This is a genomic window from Clostridium sp. 1001271st1 H5 (assembly GCF_005845215.1).
Lineage (GTDB): Bacteria > Bacillota > Clostridia > Lachnospirales > Lachnospiraceae > Enterocloster.
Map to the genome: position 1 here is coordinate 53431 of NZ_SPHO01000010.1, position 21389 is coordinate 74819.

17 protein-coding genes are annotated in these 21389 nt (G+C 50.8%); all 17 read right to left on the reverse strand.

Annotated elements, in window-relative coordinates; translation table 11 throughout:
- Positions 1-15: 15 nt before the first annotated feature.
- On the reverse strand, positions 16-1191 hold the full coding sequence (locus tag FGS84_RS16085) for a mandelate racemase/muconate lactonizing enzyme family protein (RefSeq protein ID WP_138309557.1): 1176 nt from the start codon (positions 1189-1191) through the stop codon (positions 16-18).
- Positions 1192-1326: 135 nt separating this feature from the next.
- A complete protein-coding gene (locus tag FGS84_RS16090; RefSeq protein ID WP_138309558.1) occupies positions 1327-1989 on the reverse strand; it encodes a GntR family transcriptional regulator in 663 nt (220 codons plus the stop codon).
- Between the two features lie 248 nt (positions 1990-2237).
- Positions 2238-3641, reverse strand: a complete 1404-nt coding sequence (locus FGS84_RS16095) for a sugar transferase (RefSeq protein WP_138309559.1) — start codon at positions 3639-3641, stop codon at positions 2238-2240.
- Between the two features lie 52 nt (positions 3642-3693).
- Positions 3694-4206 (reverse strand): hypothetical protein, encoded by a 513-nt coding sequence (locus tag FGS84_RS16100; protein ID WP_138309560.1) that lies wholly within the window; start codon positions 4204-4206, stop codon positions 3694-3696.
- Between the two features lie 12 nt (positions 4207-4218).
- On the reverse strand, positions 4219-5538 hold the full coding sequence (locus tag FGS84_RS16105; RefSeq protein WP_138309561.1) for a GGDEF domain-containing phosphodiesterase: 1320 nt from the start codon (positions 5536-5538) through the stop codon (positions 4219-4221).
- A 23-nt stretch (positions 5539-5561) separates the two neighbouring features.
- Positions 5562-6560: a radical SAM protein gene (locus tag FGS84_RS16110; protein ID WP_138309562.1), complete on the reverse strand. Its 999-nt coding sequence runs from the start codon at positions 6558-6560 to the stop codon at positions 5562-5564.
- Between the two features lie 9 nt (positions 6561-6569).
- Positions 6570-7784: a glycosyltransferase gene (locus tag FGS84_RS16115; protein WP_319638380.1), complete on the reverse strand. Its 1215-nt coding sequence runs from the start codon at positions 7782-7784 to the stop codon at positions 6570-6572.
- An 18-nt stretch (positions 7785-7802) separates the two neighbouring features.
- Complete coding sequence (locus FGS84_RS16120) at positions 7803-8651, reverse strand: metallophosphoesterase (RefSeq protein ID WP_138309563.1); 849 nt, start codon at positions 8649-8651, stop codon at positions 7803-7805.
- The gene (locus FGS84_RS16125) at positions 8648-10438 is read right to left on the reverse strand and encodes a diguanylate cyclase (protein ID WP_138309564.1); all 1791 of its coding nucleotides are present in this window, start codon (positions 10436-10438) and stop codon (positions 8648-8650) included. The genes FGS84_RS16120 and FGS84_RS16125 overlap by 4 nt, the downstream gene beginning before the upstream one ends.
- Before the next feature lie 3 nt (positions 10439-10441).
- Positions 10442-11707: a hypothetical protein gene (locus FGS84_RS16130; protein WP_138309565.1), complete on the reverse strand. Its 1266-nt coding sequence runs from the start codon at positions 11705-11707 to the stop codon at positions 10442-10444.
- A gap of 18 nt (positions 11708-11725) precedes the next feature.
- A complete protein-coding gene (locus tag FGS84_RS16135) occupies positions 11726-12958 on the reverse strand; it encodes an O-antigen ligase domain-containing protein (RefSeq protein WP_243129996.1) in 1233 nt (410 codons plus the stop codon).
- Between the two features lie 25 nt (positions 12959-12983).
- On the reverse strand, positions 12984-13910 hold the full coding sequence (locus FGS84_RS16140; protein ID WP_138309566.1) for a glycosyltransferase family 2 protein: 927 nt from the start codon (positions 13908-13910) through the stop codon (positions 12984-12986).
- 6 nt (positions 13911-13916) lie between these two features.
- Complete coding sequence (locus tag FGS84_RS16145; protein WP_178332214.1) at positions 13917-15371, reverse strand: flippase; 1455 nt, start codon at positions 15369-15371, stop codon at positions 13917-13919.
- 39 nt (positions 15372-15410) lie between these two features.
- Complete coding sequence (locus FGS84_RS16150) at positions 15411-16583, reverse strand: glycosyltransferase family 4 protein (RefSeq protein WP_138309568.1); 1173 nt, start codon at positions 16581-16583, stop codon at positions 15411-15413.
- Positions 16580-17701: a glycosyltransferase family 4 protein gene (locus FGS84_RS16155; RefSeq protein WP_138309713.1), complete on the reverse strand. Its 1122-nt coding sequence runs from the start codon at positions 17699-17701 to the stop codon at positions 16580-16582. Before FGS84_RS16155 ends, FGS84_RS16150 begins: the two co-directional genes overlap by 4 nt.
- A 37-nt stretch (positions 17702-17738) precedes the next feature.
- Positions 17739-18935, reverse strand: a complete 1197-nt coding sequence (locus tag FGS84_RS16160; protein WP_347563843.1) for a nucleotide sugar dehydrogenase — start codon at positions 18933-18935, stop codon at positions 17739-17741.
- A gap of 86 nt (positions 18936-19021) precedes the next feature.
- Entirely contained in the window at positions 19022-21367 is a 2346-nt protein-coding gene (locus FGS84_RS16165; RefSeq protein WP_138309569.1) for a hypothetical protein, read from the reverse strand.
- Positions 21368-21389 lie beyond the last annotated feature (22 nt).

Below are 21389 nucleotides of genomic sequence, written 5' to 3' on the forward strand. Positions count from 1 at the left end.
TTATACCGTTCTGTTCTATAGGTCGGCCCTGTACTTGGCCAGCACCTCCTCGTTGATGTCCACTCCCAGACCGAATCCCTCCGGCACCTTTACCTTGCCTTCCTCAATGGCAATCGGCTCCTTTAAAAGCTCATCTCTCAGCGGATTGAAGTTGCGGTCATATTCCACCATGGGTTCATTCTGGAACGGAACCGGATTGGCGGTATGGGGAGACAGCGGCAGGGCGGAAATCGCGTTCAGCGCCGTTGCCAGGGCTATGCCGGACCCCCACACATGGGGTATCACATTTATGCCATAGGCGGCGGCCAGGGCATGAATCCGCTGGAACTCAGTCAGCCCGCCGCTGACACAGATATCCGGCTGGGCAATGTCGATACATCCCCTGGAAATGAGATTCTTGAATCCATACAGGGTATACTCGCATTCGCCTCCTGCAATAGCGATATCCAGCTTGTTCCGCACCTCCCTGTAACCCTCCAGGTCTTCTGGTATGACCGGCTCCTCCATGAAGAGAATATTCTCCTCCTCCAATACCCGTCCCATACGGATGGCTGTATAACTGTTATAGGCGTGGTTGCAGTCCACGAAAATCCCTACCCCGTCCCCCACGCTCTCCCGGATGGCCCTTACCCTGCGGGCATCCTCAACAACAGACAGCAGGCCCACCTTGATTTTCAGGTTTTGGAACCCCAGTTCAACATAACCTGCAGCCTCCTCCCTAAGCTCATCAAGGGTTCTGCCCATTCCCAGGTAATCCTCTCCCCGGTAATAGCATCCGGTTGCGTACATCGCCACATGGGTACGCCTCAGTCCCCCCAGCATCTGTCCCACGGATACCTCCATCCGCTTTCCGCAGATATCCCACAGTGCAATGTCCACCGCGCTGATGGCTTCTATGTAGGTGCCCTTCTGCCCGAAATCCTTGGTGTGGTTATACATGTCCGCCCACAATATGCCCTTGTCCATGGGGTCCCTTCCCAGCAGCATGGGCGCCAGCACATGGTCCACACATGCCTTTACCGGCTCCGGAGGGCCGTACTGGCCTCCCTCCCCCCATCCGTAGATGCCTTGGTCCGTCTCGATTCTTACCAGAAGGCTGTTCCGCTCCGGGAACCCGCACTGGGATGAAAAGAAACGTTTTTCGCCCAAAGGCACCCTCAGTATCATTGACTCCACTTTTGTAATCTTCATCTTGTTCTACCCCTTATATGTTTGTTCTGAATCACTGGTTCCGCATGTTTTAGAACTTTTAGTATACTGATTGTATACAATTTATAGGATGGAAACCTCCTTTCACCGGTAATTAAAATGATATGGCTGCGGAAATCACCACAACCTGGTATTTCTCAGGGCACTTAACATGTCCTGCTGCGTACTGTAAATATGTTCCTCCATTAGCTTGGACGCCTTCTGTGCATCCCGCTCCTTTACCGCATCAATGATGGCCCTGTGTTCCTGGTTGGATTTCTCCATCCTCCCGGGCAGTGATGAGGCCATGATACTGAGCTGCTGTGTCTGCTCCCGCAGATTATTGATGATTTGAAGAATCCGTCTGCTGCCTCCCACACATATCAGCATGTGGTGAATCTGGTTTCCCGTGTCCGCAGACTTATGGTAATCCCGGCTTTCAAATTCCTCCATGGATTTGTTCCAGTCATCCTCCATCTGCCGGATATTGGCCTCCGATATGATGGGGACCGCGTTTTTCACGCAGATGCTCTCAAGAGCCTGGCGAATCGTATATATCTCCACAATATCCCCTTCGGTGATTTCCCTGACAACGCTCCCTCTGTAGGGGATGATGGTCACGAAACCGTCATGCTCCAGCCGCTTCAGGGCGTCCCTGATTGGAGTCCTGCTGACATCAAATTCCCTGGCCAGGTCCTCCTCCACCAGAGGTTCCCCGCTTTTTAATTCCATACGCAGTATCTTGCCTTTTATTGCCTCATAAACCTCGTTGGATATGATTGCTTTTTTCGATTCCTTCATGCCTTCCTCCTGATTCCATTTATATTATAACAGACACGAAATTGTTTTACTTATTGTATACAATCAGTATACTATTCGTTTCAACCATAATCAATGCTTACTTTTACCAGTTTTTCTTTTTTGTTTTTGTGAATATTGCACAATTTCGTCCAGGATATTCATTTAAATCCCTCCAAACCATTCTATATCATACCAGAAAACAAAAGAATCCGCCACAGCCAATGCCATGACGGATTCATGTTCCGTACCTACACTCCCCCTCTGCGCTCCATAACCACAAGAAGGGTCTTCAGTATGATTTTTATGTCCATTTCTATATTCCACTCATCTATATACTGGCTGTCCAGCTTAACCACTTCCTCAAAATCCGTGATATCACTTCTTCCGCTAATCTGCCACAGACCGGTGATTCCCGGCTTCATGGCCAGACGCTTTTTGTGGGCAAAGCTGTATGCCTCGTACTCATCAACCGTTGGCGGCCTTGTGCCAACCAGGCTCATATCGCCTTTCAGCACATTGTAAAACTGCGGGAATTCATCCAGGCTGGTCCTTCTGATAAAATGTCCAATGCCGGGAATCACCCTGGGGTCATCGTCCATTTTAAACATGTTTCCCCTAACCTTATTCTGGGGCAGCAGGCTCTCCTTCCGCTGTTCTGCGTCCCTGACCATGGAACGGAATTTGTAGATGCGGAACATTCTGCCGTTCTTTCCCACCCTTATCTGGGAAAACAGGACAGGTCCCGGCGACCTGATGCAGATAAGCGGTCCCACGATGATTCCAATTAAAAAGGCCATAACGCAGCCTGCCAGTCCTCCCGCTATATCCAGCATCCGCTTGCAGAACAGCATTTGCATGGGAATCTCCCGGTTAAAGCAGGATATCACATTCATGCCGTTGACCCGTTCCAGCTCCTTGTGCGGAATTTCCTCCAGATACTGTTCCATATAGATATGTACCACCATTCCTACAGAGAGAAATTGTTTCGCCAGTTTCGCCTCTTCCTCCGGCTTTCCCGGCATGCTTATCAATACCTCGTCAATGATATGGCCCCTCACATATTCCGTCACCTCGTCCATGGTGCAGCTCACGGCTGTCCCATGGATTTCTGCTCCCTTCATGTCCCGGTCAGCTATTGCCAGGCCCTGGATGTGGAAAACCGTGAAGGGATGGGCGCAAAGCCGCTCAAGCAAGATGCCTGCCTGCTGCTCAGTGGCAATCACCAGCAGAGTCCTGGCATACTTAATCTTGCGGAACTTCCTGGTCAGGTACCGTTTAACCAGCAGCCGTTCCCCATACATAAAGAGAATTCCCGCAAAAAAGGCGGCAAACAGGACCACCCTTGAGAAAATCCCGCTGATTCGAAAGGCAAACAGGCATACCGCCTCTATGGCAAAGGTAACGGCCATATGTCTGCATACTGCTTCCATTTCCTTCAGATACCCTCTGTACAGGATTCCTCTGTAGCCATCTGAAAAAAAGGCTACCGACAGTGTAATGGCCGCCAGCATGATTCCCAGCTGGACATAGCTGATATACCATTCCCCCTGCACCCGCTCCTGGCTCAGTATCACCACCAGGCCGTGGGCCAGCTCCAAGGCCGTAATGTCGCCTATTATGAAATCCAGATGCTTTGTCCTGGCATTCCTCATACCTTATTCCTTCTTCCCTGCTGCTCCCGGAACTGTCTGATGGCCCGGAAGTTCACGTCTGTATCATGCACAGCATGCGCATTAACTCCAGTCCGCTTCTGAAACTCACTATTTTACCACCGGTAAGCCTTCCCCTGATACTGCCCTGTATACTGGAGTTCTCCCTGAATTTTATGTATACCGCCAGCACTTCCCGGGCCTGAAGGGCCTGATGGAACGGTATCTGGTCCAGACCTCCCATCTGCTTATCCCTGATTATTTCAAGGGGCGCAGCCGCCATGGTCTGATACTGCTTTTCCATATCCCTGTTCAGAAACCGGGGCTCTGCCTTGGAGCAGGGCGCTCCCAGCCAGCTGCATATCCGGTCCAGCTTTAATACCAAATCCCCTGCCCCCTCAAACTTCACCGCATCCTTAAGATAGCAGCTGCATATATCCCCATATATGCCTGCCTCCCGGCCTCCGTGTATACAGACCAGCATTGTGCTGGCCCGGTCCGGTACAATGAAATCCTCTGTCTGCCTGACTGCATCCCCATTATCATTCCTATTTTCATTCCGACTCATCTGAAGGCCTCCTCACTTCTTTTTCACCCTGTAAATATACCTGGCCTCATATTCCTGCTGCGGTATAGGGCGTTCATAGTAAAAACCCTGGACATACCTGCATCCTATCCTGTGCAGCAGCCTCTTCTGTTCTTCTGTCTCCACCCCTTCTGCAATCACTGGCATTCCCAGCCTGTCAGCCATCTGGATGACGCTGGCCAGTATGATTTCTCCCTTTTCCGTCAGAATGCCGTTGGCCAGGAACTGCATGTCAACCTTCAGGGCATCCACATCAATGTCCTTTAGCATATTCAGGGAAGAGTAACCGCTTCCAAAATCATCCATCAAAATGATGAACCCTGCCTGCCGCAGTCTCTGCACAGCTGCCTGCATCAGTTCCGGTTCCGAAACACATGCGCTTTCCGTTATTTCCAGATTCAGAAGGGATATGGGGATGCCGTATTTTTCAATCAGTCCGAGAAACATATCCGCTAATCCTGGATTGTAGAGACTAATCCTGGAAATGTTGACGGTCATGGGGGACAGGCATATGCCGTCGCCGCGCCATTTACCCATCAAACGGCACACATGCTCCCAGACATAGTAATCCAGCCTGGTGATAAACCCGTTTTTCTCAAAGACAGGTATAAACTTGCCTGGAAAAATCAAACCTACTGCCGGATGCTTCCAGCGCACCAAAGCCTCCGCCCCATAGTCCCTGTTGTCTGTAAGGTCAAATTTAGGCTGGAAGTAGATGACGAACTGCTCCTGGTCCAGCGCATACTGCATTCCATTGACAATGGCAGCCTCCTCCGCCTCCCTCCTCCCCTGGTCCGGGTCATAAAAACCAAGGTAAGACCCAAACTGGTATTTACATTTCCGGCTTCCCGCAAAGGCTCTGATATACATCTCTTCCACAGGCAGGTCAGGTTCATCTACTATATATGCTCCTACAGTGGGCTCCAGCAGGTAATCCTTATGGCGTGACCCCAAATCGTCCCGCACCATCCCCACCTGCATGATTACTGTTTCATAGTCATAGGGTTCGCATATGCAGAAGGTATCTGCAACCGTCCTTCCGTATGTACTGATTTCCACATAGTCTGATATCCTTCTTATACTCCCTGCCAGAAACAGCAGCAGCGCATCCCCCTCTCCTTCTCCGAATACAGTGTTATAACGGCGGAACCTGTCTATATCGAATCTCAGGAACACAAACCGGATGTCCCTATGTGCATCCACCATGCGCCGGGTTTCCCTGAACATCTTTTCCCGGTTGTACAGGCCGGTCAATGCATCGTGATTCATTGCATATCTCTGTTTCCTGGGTGTCTTTTTCCTGTACTCTGTCATTTCAGGCCCTCCTGTTTTCACGCCTAAGCTATAAATGGATTCTCATCCAGGGAGTATCTGCCTCCCTTTAGGAATTTATGTTTTAAAACCCACCATCCGGGTATCCAGATATATCTGTGCATTGCAGGCGAAGCGCTTCCAATCATCCAGCAGTTCCTGTCACAGCTTCTGGTAAGCCGCCGGACCTGCCTTGCCTGTTCCGAGTTCCACAGCTCTTCAAACTCCTGTTCCCTCAGATTTCCCATGACAGCCTTACGGCACATGCCATTGCAGGGAATCACATCGCAGTACGGGTCAATAAAAAATGCGTCTCTCGACATGTCGCAGGGAAGCAGACGTTTATTTCCATATATGTAATTAATCAGTCCATGGTTGAAATATGCGCGGAACCACTTTTTGGGGGAGCTGCTTTGCAGAAGTTCATTAATCAGCTTCTCAAAGTTCCCGGCAACCCTTTTCTTATCCTCAATCCGGTTATCCGTTTTCCTGAAATAAAAGGAATTATGCAGGGTGGCTGTTGCAAATTCCATCCCCATCTGGTCAGACAGACGGTACAATGGCACCAGGTCCTCACAGTTCATGTCCTGGACCGTCATGCCAAAGCCCACATCAGGATGTCCCATCCCAACCAGCGTTGTCAGTGTTTCATATCCCCGGTTGAACCCATCCGGAATGCCTCTGATTAAATCATTTGTTTCCTTAAGTCCCTCAATACTGATTCGTATTCCCACCCTTGGAAATTCCCTGCATAAATCAATGATTCGGTCTGTGAAATATCCGTTGGTAGAAATAACCACCCTGTCCGATTTTTTGTATAATTCCCTTACAATATCCGGCATATCCCTGCGTATGAACGGCTCCCCGCCCGTTATGTTGGTAAAGGCCATATCCGGCAGCTTCCTGATTACATCCAGTGTAATCTCCTCCTCCGGCCTTGTTGGATATTTAAAGCAGTCGCACATATTGCAGTGCGCATTGCAGCGGTATGTGACAATTACGGTTCCGTATAGTTTCCCAGCCATTGCTTCTCCTTACTGTCTCAATTCTTCTCTGTATAATTCCATCAGCTTGTCACAATATGTCTCTGCTGTGTCATACCGGACCTTTCCGCAGTTCTCCGCCCAGGCTGAACACAGCGCCGGTGAATTCCACAGGTTCCTTATCTTTTCCTTCAGGTCCTCCAAATTCCCGCTGTCAAATAAAGCCCCGTTTACCCCATCCTCTATCAGCTCCGGAATCCCTCCTATCCTGGCTCCCAGGACAGGAGTGCAAAGAAGCTGTGATTCAATCACGGAAAAGGGACAGTTCTCATAATACTCAGACGGATAAATGCTGAATCTGGCCTCCCGTATTACCTTGTGCAGAGCCTCACCGGTCATGAAACCGATGTTTCTTATATTGGGCACCCCCTCTGCCAGGCGTTCCAAAGGACCGCTGCCCGCAAAGACAAAGGGAATGTACGGCAGTTCCCGGCATGCCTTTAAAAGGGTTCCCATGCCTTTTTCGCTGGAATACCTGCCAAAGTACAGGACGTAATCTTTTTTGTGTGTTGGCGGCACTTCCATATTGCCGGCAAAATTGTGAAGTGTCACAGTCCTGCCCCTGAACAGCTCCACCTGGTTCATCTTTGTCTCCAGGAAATGGCTGGGGCATATAATCCGGTCTATATACCGGTATGTGCCAAGTTTTCTGTAGACCGCTCCCTCTGCAGCGCCCAATATGCTTTTTACCAGAGATGAATGTATGCATTTTTTCCTGACACAGTTTTGATACCGTCCGTCCACGCAAAGCTCACAGTTCTGCCCGTCCCCGGGCGAGTTGAGCATATGGTTGGGACAAAGCAGCTGGTAATCATGGGCCGTATAGAATATGGCCGTCTTTTTCCCCGTCCTTTTATCATGGGCCCTGACTCCGTAAATAACAGAAGGGGTCAGCTGATAATTAAAATTGTTCAGATGGACTACATCCGGGTTAAAATCCTTCAATACCTGCTCCAGCTTATTCTTTGCTTCCCTGGAATACAGGATTGAAAAAGGATACTTAAAACGTCTCATGCCCCTGGTATGGAAATCCAGGCCGGATGTATACAGATTGCTGGCATTGCCAAGAGTCCTGTCCGGGTCGTCCATGCCAAAATACTGGACTTCATGGCCTTTTTGGTGCAGACAGGCGCCCAGTTCAATGATATAGGTTTCCGAACCGCCCCTGGGCTTCAGGAATTTATTGATTATCAGGATTTTCATCATGTTCTCCCTTTTGCCGCCTTAATACCAGTTGACATCCACCACAACCAGTTCCGGCTTATTATTGATTCTGGGAATCTTGTGGCTGTTTCCAAGGCCGCGGCTTACTATGACAGTGGAATTCCCCAATTCGTGCATCCCTTCCGTCAACTCCGGGAAGATTCCCTGTTCCCCGGCATATAGTCCTCCTATGAAGGGAATCCGTATGACTCCGCCGTGGGTGTGGCCGCACAGGGCCAGGTCTATGGGCAGGTCCTCAATCCCATCCAGAAAGTACTCAGGATAGTGGACCAGCAGGAGCTTGAAGCAGGGGTCCTCCATAAACTTATCCATGAACTTCTTTCCTCCCCGCTTTTCATAGTTGGCTGTTTCATTAACCAGTCCTCCTATTTCAATCAGGCTTCCATTGACCGTGGTTTTTTCCGACGCGTTTGTGAGCAGATGGACCCCTGTCCCCTCTATATCCTTTGCAATCTCCGTCTTTCTGTCAGCGAAGTCCACAAATTCATGGTTGCCCATGACGTAATACACATCAGCAATTTGGGTCAGCTGCCCGCACAGCTCCAGCACCACATGATAGTCGTCGTTGCGGACCATGTTCATATCTCCTGTTACCGCAATGATGTCCGGCTTCAGTTTTCCTATTCTCTCCACCAGTTCCCTGTTCTTTTCCCCGAATTCCTTCAGGTGTAAATCAGACAGCTGTACAATACGGAAGCCGTTGAGAATCTTATCTGACTCCACATGGTAGAACGACACCTCCAACTGGTTCCCGTCCCATTTGATTTTCCAGGCCAGTGCTGCAGCCATGACCGCAATGGAAATGGCAGCCAGGATTAGTTTCTTTTTCTTTAATATCGGGAATTTCACCAGATTGTCCTCTCTTCCTGTTCATAGGTACAGCTAATGAGCTCATAAATCTTGTATATGCCCATGCGTCCGGACTCTGCCAGCTGGGCCGTGATTTTCACAGAGCTATCCTCCATGTCCTGCCTGATGCGGTCCTTCAGAATCTCCAGCATGAATACTGCCTTGTCAAAGGGGCATTTGTCCAGAATACACAGGATGCTGTTACCGCCGTTATATCCGATGAATCCATATTCCTTTGACAGTCCATCCAGAATCCTGCCCAAATCCCGCAGTATCTTATCTCCTGCCTCCCGTCCCAGCCTTACATTGATATCCTTCAGATTCATAATTCTCAGGTTCACGCAGGTGCACAGCTCCACCATTCCCCGCTGGTTCATGGCCTTGATATACTCGTCACAGCTCAGCCGGTTCGGCAGCTTTGTCTTCTTATCTATGTATAAGGTCCGTTCAATGATTTCCCCCAGCCTTCCCAGGATAACAGCCCCCACGCAGCCTCCACCGAAAAACAAAAGCAGCGTGATAGCCAGATACACCTTCAGGTTCAGCTTTTCCCGGGCCTTGACACTGCTGTTGATTGCCACATTTTTTCCCACCAGGTAATCATTGTATTCCTGGCCAGTCTGATAAAACAGCTCATAAAGTTCGTTGAGACGTACGGTCAGGGCATCCAGCTTCCTGTCCGTCTCCTCCCGGCTGACAGACCGGTCGGCCGCTGTCTCCTCTGAAAACATGGAGAGTATGTACTCCTTTTCCTCTATCTTCTTCTCCAGCTCGTATCTCATCTTGTTGTAGGACACATATTGATTCATCAGTGTATCGTATGTATTCTCACTGTACACAGGGTTTCCCATGTCGTCCGTCCTCTCATAGATGTCCTGCAGTATGATGGAGTCCGATGCTGACTCTCCCCTGAATGCGGCGCTGTATTCCTGGGCGGTCAGTATTTTGGGATTGTACTGTTCCATCAGGTCCAGCAGGCCGTCGGACTGCTCTGTCTCACGCTCCATCTGCAGCCTCAGGCTCTGGATGTCGGCTTTGTATGTTTCCACCAGTACATCCCTGTCCTTTGTCAGTTTTCCCGAAAGGATATCCACGTAAAGGCGGTCAATGCTTACATCCCGGATAAAGGTGTAAAGGGAGGTCAAATCGTAAAAACTGTACCCGGTCCTGGAGGAACGGAAATTCTCGTCATTGGCCCTCAGGTAGCTGAGTATATCCTCAATGGACTGTTTTATGATATCTACCTTGTCTATGTAGTCAAACTGGCTGCCCGACAGGTTCTCAATATTGTTCGGCGTAATGGACTGGGCCACATACCGTTCCCCATAATAGGTCAGGTAACTGCTTACGACTGCATTGAGTACATTCTTGGCAAAGTCCTCTGAGTATTCACTTCCAACAGAAAAGGAGATATAATATTCCGTTGGCTTCGCCTCATATACCTCGCCCTCGCTGAGCAGCGCCTCCTTTCTGGTCTGCTCCTCCTCATCGATGACAGGCTCCACGGTTATGCCGCTGCGCACAAAATCCACTTCCAGGTCCATGCCCAAAGACTCAATTGCCCTGGATACCACATTGGAGGCGTATATCTTACTCACATCAAGGTCCGCCCCGCTGGGCGTCTTTCCGTTTACAGCGCCTTCATTCGTGTAGGTAATCAGGGTGTACGCCGTATAGACCTGCCTTCTGTTGAAAAACATATAAAATATGGAGCCGCCCATGACCATGAACACGATAATCAGATATTTCCATTTTTTTATGTAATGTATGACCGGAAAATGCTCCAATTCTTATTCCTCCAACCCTTTCTTTCTCTCCTTATAAACCATGCAGCAGACAATTCCCCCATAAAACACAGCCGGGACAGCAATGGAGGGAAGAAGGTTAATCCTGCTTAAAAGTCCCCTTGGTTCCGCGTTCAGTGTAATATAATTTTTACTGTTGTATCTTGAATACTCTTTATCCAGTGCAATGGCTTTGCGGGATATGTCCTCTATCTTTTTATCCATCTCCTCCATCATGGTATTTGCCTTGGATATACCGGAGGGATGATTTACAGAGGCTGCAATGCTGTCCCTGACAGCCTGTCTGGATTTAATTTCCTCCTGCTTCTGTTCCAGCTCCTCCTTTGCCTTCACTGAATTCTCAGCCAGGTAGTCAATACCGGTCTTGGTCTTGGACATATAGAACTTTTCCTGGTTGTCCACGGAGGGCACCATAACGATTCCCGTCAGTCTGGAATCATACATTTCAATGCATTCTTCATACAGCCCGTGAATCTTGCTGCTCAGCTCATGGTTCATACGGTCCCGGTAATTCCGGTAATCCAGCACCCTGACAAATTCCTTCTTTTCTTTATAAAGACCCAGCTGCGTCACATAAGACCGGAAATTTGCCAGCGTCACCTTTCTTATATTTCCTATCTCCCCCACCAGGCCCTGGAATGTGGCTCCGTTTCCTCCTGTAAAACTGCGGTTGTAGCTCCCTTTATTCTCCAGATACTTACTGATAAGAGACAGCTTGATATAATAGTAGCTGGCTGCCTGGCTGTATTCCAGTCCGCTCAGCTTTCCTGGCTCATAACTGAGTATTTCCCGGTTATCTGTATATTCCTTATAAAAGTTCTCCAGGTATGCATAGTAAATCATCAGCAGCATATCTTCTGTGCGGACTGCATTTAGTCCCCTGTTTTTCTTATAAATCACCTTGTACTGGGTCACCACATATTCATCCTTATAATCATCGGGCAGGTCAATGCTTATGTTTTCAGCCAGCTCTTCCGGTGTTATTTCCGTGACCCCGGCCAGTTCCAGCGCCCTGGCAAGTATCTCCTCGGACTTTAGTTCATAGACGCTGAAGTAAGTACCGTTTGGATTCAGTCCCCTGGAAGCCTCCTCATAATTTAAAGAAAACCCTATAACGGCTGTATTCCGGCTTCTGTAATAAAACAGGCAGCACAGAAGAACGCTGCACAGGATGGAACAGAGGAGCAGCCTTACCCATGTTCCCCTGGCTGCTTCAGACAGAAATCCAAGCTTCTTTTTTATATCCTCCATGGTATTCCTTCACCTCCTCTATCCCCCACTCCTGCGCCTGTCCGCATATGCTGTCACGCAGACATACACGGCAATATTGATGGAATAGTAGAAAAATGTATTGTCGGTTGCGTAAGTCAGAAACATGTATATAATTGACATGATTAAAAGGGGAAGGGACTCCGCGCCAAACCGTTTCCTGACAAATTCCAGTCTGTACCATGTATTGCTCCACAGCCAGAATATGAATCCCCAGAACCCCAGTTCAATATAATATGTCATAAACTCATTGTGGGGCATGTCCTCCACCGCCAGTCCCCTGCCCAAGCTATGGTAATCCGACCACATCTTGAATATATAGCGGACTCCATTTCCTTTGAAGGACGGGCTGATTTCATAAAAATCCTTGTAGAACTCATAAATGTGGTCACGGCTCATGGTATTGACTCCCAGGCCTTCCATCAGGGAAGTATACATGCCTCTTTTTATCAGAATCAGATACCCATACGCAAACAGGAAGACAAGGGCTGCCATAACAACGGTAAATACCCGTCTTCCCTTGTACGGCAGGCGGTTATATACAGCCCCGGCCCCGCAGGCCATCAGAATTCCAATCACGTCAATCCGCTTTAATCCCACTGAAAAAAAGAAAGCCGAAACCGCAAACCCGGCTGCATAGCGCCGGTAATCCTTTATACAGAAAAGGCAGTACATGGAAAACACACCCAGCCCCTGCATCAGGTCATGCATCTCCATCTGTTCCATGGCCTTTCCCGTGGTTCCGGCAAAGGTACTGAGCAGCTGTACATATTCCGCTATCACACGGCCTGCCCCAAAACGGCGCATCACATCCGCCATAACAAGGGTTACGGTCAGTGCCATGGCGCCCAGGGTATACCAGACCGTCTTTTCGCCGAACATATAGTAGGCCGCGGCTATGCAGAGCACATTCAGCACAGCGCACAAGATATTGATGGTGCCGCGGACAATAAAGCCTGTTTCAGGGCAATTAACCAGCCATATCATCATAGATATGACTTCAATGCCGGCCAGGGGCACCAGCCATATAAGGGACATCCGGGCCACAAACCCCAATCCCTGAAAATCCGCGGTAACCAGAACACGCAGCATAGCCAGTAAAATGACCATCACGTCCATCACATAGCGCATATTCACCGGCAGAACAGGCAGTCCGCCCCGGTATTCAGCGGAGGCATAAAATGCGGCAGTCATAAACATGATATAGGCTGCCGCCGGAATACACCTTTTCATAACATCTGATAGGAAATCATCCATACTATACCGCTGTACCCTTCAGCCTTTTTGTATGCAGGCTGTTCCTGAATCTGAGCTCTTCCGGTTCAGACAGCAGGGCAAGGAACAGGTATGCCCCCGCAGCCATACAGTACCCGGCTCCCCTAAGAAACATTTTATTCTGAAAGCACTGTCTGGCCAGCAGAAATCCGAAGTGGCAACGGCTGGTGCGGCCTGCATATGGCCTGTATATGGCATAAACCCTTGAAAGGCCGTCAAAGGCCTTCCTGCTGCTTTTGGTAATCTGTTCCCCTTCATGCTGCACATGCTCAAACAGGTACAGAGGCACCCCTGCGCACCGGTAGCTGCGGCTCACCCGTATCCACATTTCGTAATCCTGCCTGGCAGGCTGTCCGGGGTCAAACAGACCGCAGGAAGCAAAGACCTCCCTGCGCAGCATTGCCTGGGAAGTGGTGCCTATATAATCACCGTACAGCATATCCTGAAAGCTGACCTCCTCCAGGAAACTTGCAGACATATTGTAAGGCCTTCTGTCCCTGACAGCTCCCCTGCTGTCCAGCCTGACCTGATACCCCTTGGAGTACACCAGTCCCATATCCGGCTTTGCAAACGCTGCCACCTGATGCTCTGTTTTCTCCGCCATCCAGCAGTCATCGTCATCCAGAAAGGCGATGTAAGCGCCATGTGAGCGCAGAATTCCCAGGTTGCGTGAAACCTGGGCCCCCAGATTCACCTGGTTCCGTATATAATAAACAGGGAGTTCCCGGTCCTTATACTGTTCCAGCCCCTGTTCAATTCCGTACCGGTCTGCATCCGGCCCATTGTCATCCACCACAATGAGCTCCAGCCGTGAATAGGTCTGATTGAATACGGAATCAATGCTTTTTCTTACCATCTCAAAATCCCTGTGGTATGTGGTAATGACCACGCTGACCAATGTATCCTTCATAATCCCTCACTTCCGTTTTCCCTTCCATGCGTTCCAGTATTCTTTGAAGCCGGCCCTGTGCAGATATACTGCACAGGGAGCTGCCAGAACCATGTACACAGCTGCGCCTGCCAGAATTTCACAGCAAATGAGCCGGGCGCCCCCCATATGGGGACGAAGCCCTTCTGCAATGGCCCTGACCACTGCATACATGACCAGGCCGCAGAACATATAACAGCTTCCTGACCTCAGATAAACAAAAAAATCCAGTTCCCTTTTCACACAGTACATCTGATACAGCATGACGCAGCCCTCTGCTGCCACGGTTCCCGCCACAGCCCCCAGGGCGCCGCGGGAAGGAATGAGACACAGGTTTACCAGAAGGTTCACAGCCGCCCCCAGCCACACGGACTGAAGATACACCTTATCCCTGCACCGCGGAATCAGATACTGGGTCCTCACCACGTTTGCACATGCAACCATGATAATGGTGCACGACATAAGCTGAATCAGGGGTCCGGTCCCTGCAAAGCTGCTGCCGAAGAAAAAAGGAGCAAAGTCATTTGCAACGGCTGCTATCCCAAAAGCCATGGCCGAGGATGAGAACATGACAAATTCCATGGAACGGGCGGTATACTGCTCAATAAGCCCTGTTTCCTCCCTGGATATGAGATAGGACATCCTGGGCAGCATCACCGTACCCAGGGCCGTAATCACGCCCTTGGGTATATTGATAATTTTTTCTACATTCTCATAGTATCCGCTCTGTTCCATGACAGAGAGGCTGCCCAGCATGACCTTATCCATCCTCTGATAGACAGACACAGCCACCACCGGTACAAACAGGACAGCCAGCTTTGGAATATGTTTTTTTGCCCTGGTCCATTCCGGCCGTCTGAAATCCATGTATTTCCCAACCTGCGTCCACAGCACAAGATTGCCCAGAAGAACGCTGCATGCCATGATAAGCACGTAAATCCACAAATCCTTCTGTTCCTTCACAAAGGCAAATACAGACAGCACAGCCAGTCCCTTTATCACCACGTTCCGCGTGACTGTCAGCCTGAATTCCTCCAGGCCAAAAAACATCCAGTTAATATCCGCCATGGAATTTAATACAGTCAGTATCTGGATTGCTGACACCCGGCGCAGTCCGGGACTGCAAAAGAAACGAAGATAGCAGGCATATCCTGACATGGCTGCCATGGTCAGCACAATCTGCCAAAACCAGATATTCCAGAACTCCCGGCTCCTCTTCTCACGGTCATCCCGTACCGCTGCAATGCTCCTGTTTCCATAATGATTCACTCCCAGCATCCCAAACAGGGCAGCCATACCCGCAATGGAGTATGTGTATGAGTAAACTCCAACGCCCTGGGCCCCCAACACCCGTGAGACATAGGGCGACAGGACCAGAGGCAGTATAAACAAAAGTATCTGGTAGAGCATGTTATAAGCGAGATTCTTTTTCAGGTCCGACATTCCATCCCCCATTCCATCCCTTTATCCGGTCCCGGGTGTTCAGCCGGACACCGGCCCAGCCCCGCCGCCGTCCAGGACCTGGCGGTATTGGGCAAGGAACCGGGGCGCAAGCACGTCCCAGGTATAGCCTTCCGCCACGGTCCGGTGGGCGCTGCGCCCTATCTGCTCCATCCGCGCCCGGTCCCCGTGAAGCCGAACAATCAGCCTGGCCCATATTACGGCATCCAGCTGCAGGCAAAATCCGTTTTCCCCATCCCGTATCATCATTGTGGAACCGCCGTTGTGTGTTGTCAGGACCGCCAGTCCGTAGTACATTGCCTCCAGCAGCACCATGCCGAATATGTCGTAGCGGGTGGGCAGAAGAAAGAAATCCGATGCCTGGTATAGGCCGGACAGGTACTTCTGCTCCATTCTCTCAGCATACCGGATATAGGGCATAAGCCCCTCCCTTTGTGCGTATGACCAGCACATTTTTGTATACTCAGGTTTCCCGGTCCCCACCAGGTTCAGAACCGCCTCCTGTCCCATATCCAGGATAGCCTTCATGGTTTCCAGAATAAACAGGATGTTCCTGCCCGGGTCCAGGTGGCCGATATAAAGAAGCCGGATTGCCGTCCCTTTCCTCCCAGCCTCCCGGATATATTCCGGAATCTCTTCCCCGCAGGTTTCCAGGGCGTCCATATCCATGCCCACTCCAAGGGTTTTGATGTCTTCCCGGAGGATTCCCTTGGACAGCAGGAACTGCATGGCCAGGCGGCTCTTAACAATAAACCTGGTGCGGTTTCTGAGATATGTCTTCAGAAGAAACAGGTCAAAGACCCTGCACATGGCATGGTACCTTTGGTTATGCTCCGAATAATAGGGTCCGTGATAGACCACTGTCTTTCCCGGATATTGCTTTGCAAGCAGCCATGTCTCCAGCTGGTTATACTCCCCTGACTGGATAATGTCATAGCTGTCCGCCAGCTTTTTCATACCTGGAAATACCGTGTTATGGAACAGGCTGATTCCCTTCTTGTAATAAATACAGATGTGTCTGTCCTCCTCAAACACATAATCAATCTGTTCCTCATCCCTGTCTGTCCAAAATACAACCCCGCAGGTATTTCCCATGCGCACAAGGGATTTTGCCAGCCCCAGTTCCTGGATATTGTAGGTTCTGCGCCTGACATCCATATAGCTTGGAAAGTTTCTGACAATTAGAATTTTCATTGCGTCCTGTCCTCTTCCTTTCCCTTTTTTCTCACATCCTCATACACACACAGAAGCTGCTCCACAGCCGAATCCCAGTTGTAGCGGCTGCGCACGAATTCAATCTGCCCTACACTGTCATGGACCCCCTCATCCTGTTTCAGAAGACCTTCCAGGCGCTGCTTAAGCATGGGGACATCCCCTCTGGGAAAACTGGATGCAAAACCCGCAGCTGTGTCCAGATTCTCTTCAATATCGCTGACCAGGCACCGGACGCCATAACTCAATGCCTCCAAAAGGCTGATGGACATGCCCTCCACATCGCTGGGCAACACATAGACGGAGCAGTTGGCCAGCAGTTCCTCCAGCACCCTCCCCTGGACAAAGCCCGTCAGCAGTATCCTGGAATCCTCCTGGGCCATATCCCTGATTTTTTTCACATAGGCATCATTCCTGGTCAGTTCCCCTGCTATGACCAGACGTTTATCCGTATCCGTCATTTTATAGGCATCTATCAGATTATGCAGGCCCTTTTCCGGTACCAGCCTTGCCAGAAAAAGAATATACCCGTTCCGTTCAAGGCCCCAGACCCGGCCGATTTCCACGGGTTGCGGAGAAGGCTTTACATTTACCCCGTTGGGAATATAGATTGCTTTCCGGTTGTATATATCCTTAAAATAGCGCCTGTTTCCAATGGACAGAACCAATAGGGCATCGGAATACCGGGCAGAGTTCCGTTCGCCCCACCGCAGATACCTTGTGGCGAATCCTCCCCACTTTACTCTCTGCCAGTCCAGCCCATGGATAGTAACCACAACAGGTATACCCAATAACCTGGGAATAAATGCCATGGCCCCGGGTCCCTCCGCATGAAAATGAATCACGTCGTAGCCCCCAAAAACCGCTCTGACGGCCGCCAGAACCGAATAGACAAAGGCGTTCAGGGCTGTGCGTCTGAAGGTGGGAATCCTTATAAGCCTGATGCCTTTGTATTCCCGGGGCATTTTATTTCCACCTCCTCCGTGCCAGCGGTTATAACAGTCTACCTGGTGCCCCATGGCAGCCAGGCGCACGGACAGTTCCTCCACCACAATCTCGATTCCGCCTTCCCTGGATGGCACGCGTTTATGTCCAATCATAGCAATTTTCATGCTGTCCCCGCCCTTCTCTTTTGTATCAGTCACATCCGAATAAATCCCTGGTGTAGATTTTGTCTTTTACATCCTCCAGCTCCTCGTCATACCGGTTAGCCACGATTACATCCGATATCCTCTTAAATTCCTCCAGACTGCGGATTACCCTTATTCCCATAAATGACCTGTCACTGACAGCCGGTTCATAAATGACCATCCGGGCATTGCTTGCAGCCAGCCGCTGCATAACTCCCAAAATAGCTGCATGCCGGAAATTGTCGGAATCAGCCTTCATGGTCAGCCGGTAGATTCCGGTCACTGTCCCGGATTTTTTAAGGACCTGCTCCGCTATAAAATTCTTCCTGATATCATTGGCATCCACAATGGAGGATATAAGGCTGTTGGGTATGTTCCCATAATCAGCCCGGAGCTGCCTGGTATCCTTGGGGAGGCAGTATCCTCCGTACCCAAAGGACGGGTTGTTGTAGTGGTCCCCGATTCTGGAATCCAGGCAAACCCCGTCAATGATGTTCCCGGAGTTTAACCCGTATACCTGGGCGTATGTATCCAGCTCATTAAAAAAAGCCACCCGCATGGCCAGGTATGCATTGGCAAACAGCTTCACAGCCTCTGCCTCCGACGGGTCCATATAAAGGACCGGTACTTCCTGCTTAAGGGCTGCATCTGTTAAAAGTCCTGCAAATATACGTCCTTTTTCCATCTGGAACCCGCTTCCTGCATCCACGCCCATGATGATACGGGACGGGTACAGGCTGTCCTCCAGTGTTTTCCCCTCCCGCAGAAACTCCGGTGAAAACAGAATTCGTTCTGTCCGGAACCGGCTGCAAAGTTTCCTGGTATATCCTGCGGGAACCGTGGATTTTATGACAATGCAGGCATCCGGATTCACCCTGTGCGCCTGCTCCGCCACTGTTTCCACCGAAGTTGTGTCAAAACGGTTTTTCTCCGGGTCATAATCAGTGGGCGTGGCAATAACAATAAAATCCGCATCCTCATAGGCTGCCTCTGCATTGGTTGTGGCCCGCAGGTTAAGCGGAACCTCCCTCAGGTATGCTTCCAGGCCGTCCTCCGCCACCGGCGACTGCCTTCTGTTAATCATATCCGCCTTCTCCTCCACAATATCCACTGCACAGACAGCATTATCCCGTGCAAGCAGCACAGCATTGGCCAGTCCCACATATCCGATTCCCGCCACTGCTATCTTCATCTGCTTTTTCATTCTTATCCCCTCTCTTATCCCCTTTCCCATGTATGCCGGGGCTCTCTCCTTTTCATGCAGGATGCAGGCGGGACCTGCGCCCGGGGTTAATATGCAGCCGCTGCCTCAGGCGCCAGCAGCTCCGCCGTCTCATCCGACCCATAGACAAGTATCCTGCCGCCGCTTCCAATCACCCACCTCCGGCCGTCTCCATCTGTCACTTTGGTGTTCTTCATAATCTTTCCGCTGGAATTCAGAAGCCGCTTTCCCTCCCCCGGAATGTCAAACGCCTCGTATCTGGCGGCGGAATCCGCTTTCTGCATTTTACCCTTATAATAAAAACGGCCGTCCTTAATGCCGGTGATTCCCTTTCCCTTCAGGTCAAAATAATACCGGGAAGGGGAACCGCTTATGCCGTCGTCCAGCATGGTCTTTCCTGTGACGCATTTCCGGTCGCCTTCCGGTCCCTTGCAGTAGTAGAATTCCCCTTCCGCCTCCACCAGCCCGGACTGGGCCGCGCCGTACATATCAAAGACATAATAGCTGCCCCGCACTTTTTCCACCGAATAGCTGTCCCTGCCTGCGCACAGCGGTTTTCCGGACCGGTCGAAATAATACCATTCCTTCTGGCCGAAGCTGCCCAGGTCAGAAGGCCCGTCCAGCTTAAGCCAGGCTCCCTGCACCTTTTCCCCCTCTGTGAAAGTCCCCTCCGTTTCATCTTCCTGCTGATGGAAGTATCTGTATCCCTTTATCTCCGGTGAGGTGTCAGAGAGCTTTACCCAGCCCGTGTACATGATGCCGTTTGCATCAAAACAGTACTCCTTCCCATCCACCCTCATCTCCCTCCTGCCGCCTGGGGAGCGTTTCTTCCTGCCGGAGGACCTGTTAAAATAAAAATAGGCATATTGTCCGTGCTCCTGTACATAGTCCACCACGGCAGAGTTATCCATCCAGCTTGCCGGTATCTCAAGCCACTGCCAGCCGCAAGCCCTGGCGCCGTCTTCACCGCAGTAATAGTAAGAATCCTCCTCCTCGTCATCATCTGCTTCCTCTGTCAGCCAGCCCGTGCGCATAATGCCCGCGCTGTTAAAGCAATACGATTTTCCGTCAATCTTATACCAGCCGTCCATGCGCACATATCCGTCGGGCCCTGCATAATACCAATGGTTATACTCTGCATCCCTGGAATCCAGTCCGCTGATTACAAACCACTGATTGCGGTACAGAACACCATCAGGTCCTGCATACTGTTTCCGGCCGTTGTCCTGTGTCAGCCACCGTTTACGGTAATTAACTCCGTTGGAATCAAAATAATAGCTCCTTCCATCCAGCTCCCTGATGCCGCCCCGGAGAACTGCCCCTGATTCTGATGCATAGTACCAGCTCTCCGTCACCGCGCCTGTGGAAGGGTTGGTATTCTCAATCCTGAACCAGCCGTCATCCTGAAGGATTCCATCCTCGCCCAGATAATACTTTCCGCCATTGCCGTCCGTATACCAGCGTTTCCTGTAATTCAGGCCGCCGGCTTCAAACAAATACCAGTTTCCATCCTTTTCCCGCCAGCCATTGCGCCATACAACCCCATTGGGTTCCGCATAATACCAGTTTGTGTGTTCCTGCCCGCCTCCTGTTGAGGTGATGGAAAACCAGCCATTCTGTACCGCCCCGTCCTGGTCCGCATAGTATCTGTCATCCCCCAGGTTGAACCACCTGCTGCGGTAAACCGTACCGTTGGAATCAAAATAGCACGTCCGGCCGTCTGCCCTGTGCCAGCCGTCCCTTAAAAGGGCGCCGTCCTCAGCTGCATAATACCAGTTCGTAAAGGTCTTTCCCTTTCCGTCAGAAGAATCCACACTGAACCATCCCGGCCCCTTCCTGGCTCCGTCCTGGTCCACGTAAAAGCGCCTGTCATCCAGATTGAGGAATGTCTTCCTGGGTGAGCTCCCTCCTGAATAAAAGTAGTAATACTTCCCTCCCAGCTCATGCCAGCCGCTCTTCCGTATGGCTCCGTCCCCGCCTGCATAGTACCAGCTGGTCCCCTGCCGCCCGGAGGGCAATGTGGGCTTTGACACAAGGCTGAACCACTCATTCTCGTATCTGGAACCATCCTGGCGCACCCGGCAGCGCACCTCCCCTGCATCCACCCAGCTGTCCCTGACCATATGGCCGTCCCTGCCAACATACCGCAGCGTGCCGTCCGGCCATGGCAGCCACCGGCTTGTCAGCTTTTTGCTGTTTTCCATGTATATCCACTGCTGTGAGGCATCCTGCTGCCAGCCCTCTGCAGGCCGGGGCTGTACCGCCTCTTCCGGCTGGCCCGGGGTCTGTACCGGCTCTTCCGGCTGTTCCAGGGTCTGCTCCGTTTCTTGGGGCTGACCCAGGACCGGACTGGCGGATGATGCAAGGATTGCTGCTGTGACAGCGGCAATCCTGATAATTTTTCTTCCTGTCATTTGCGTTTCCCCTCAGTCAATC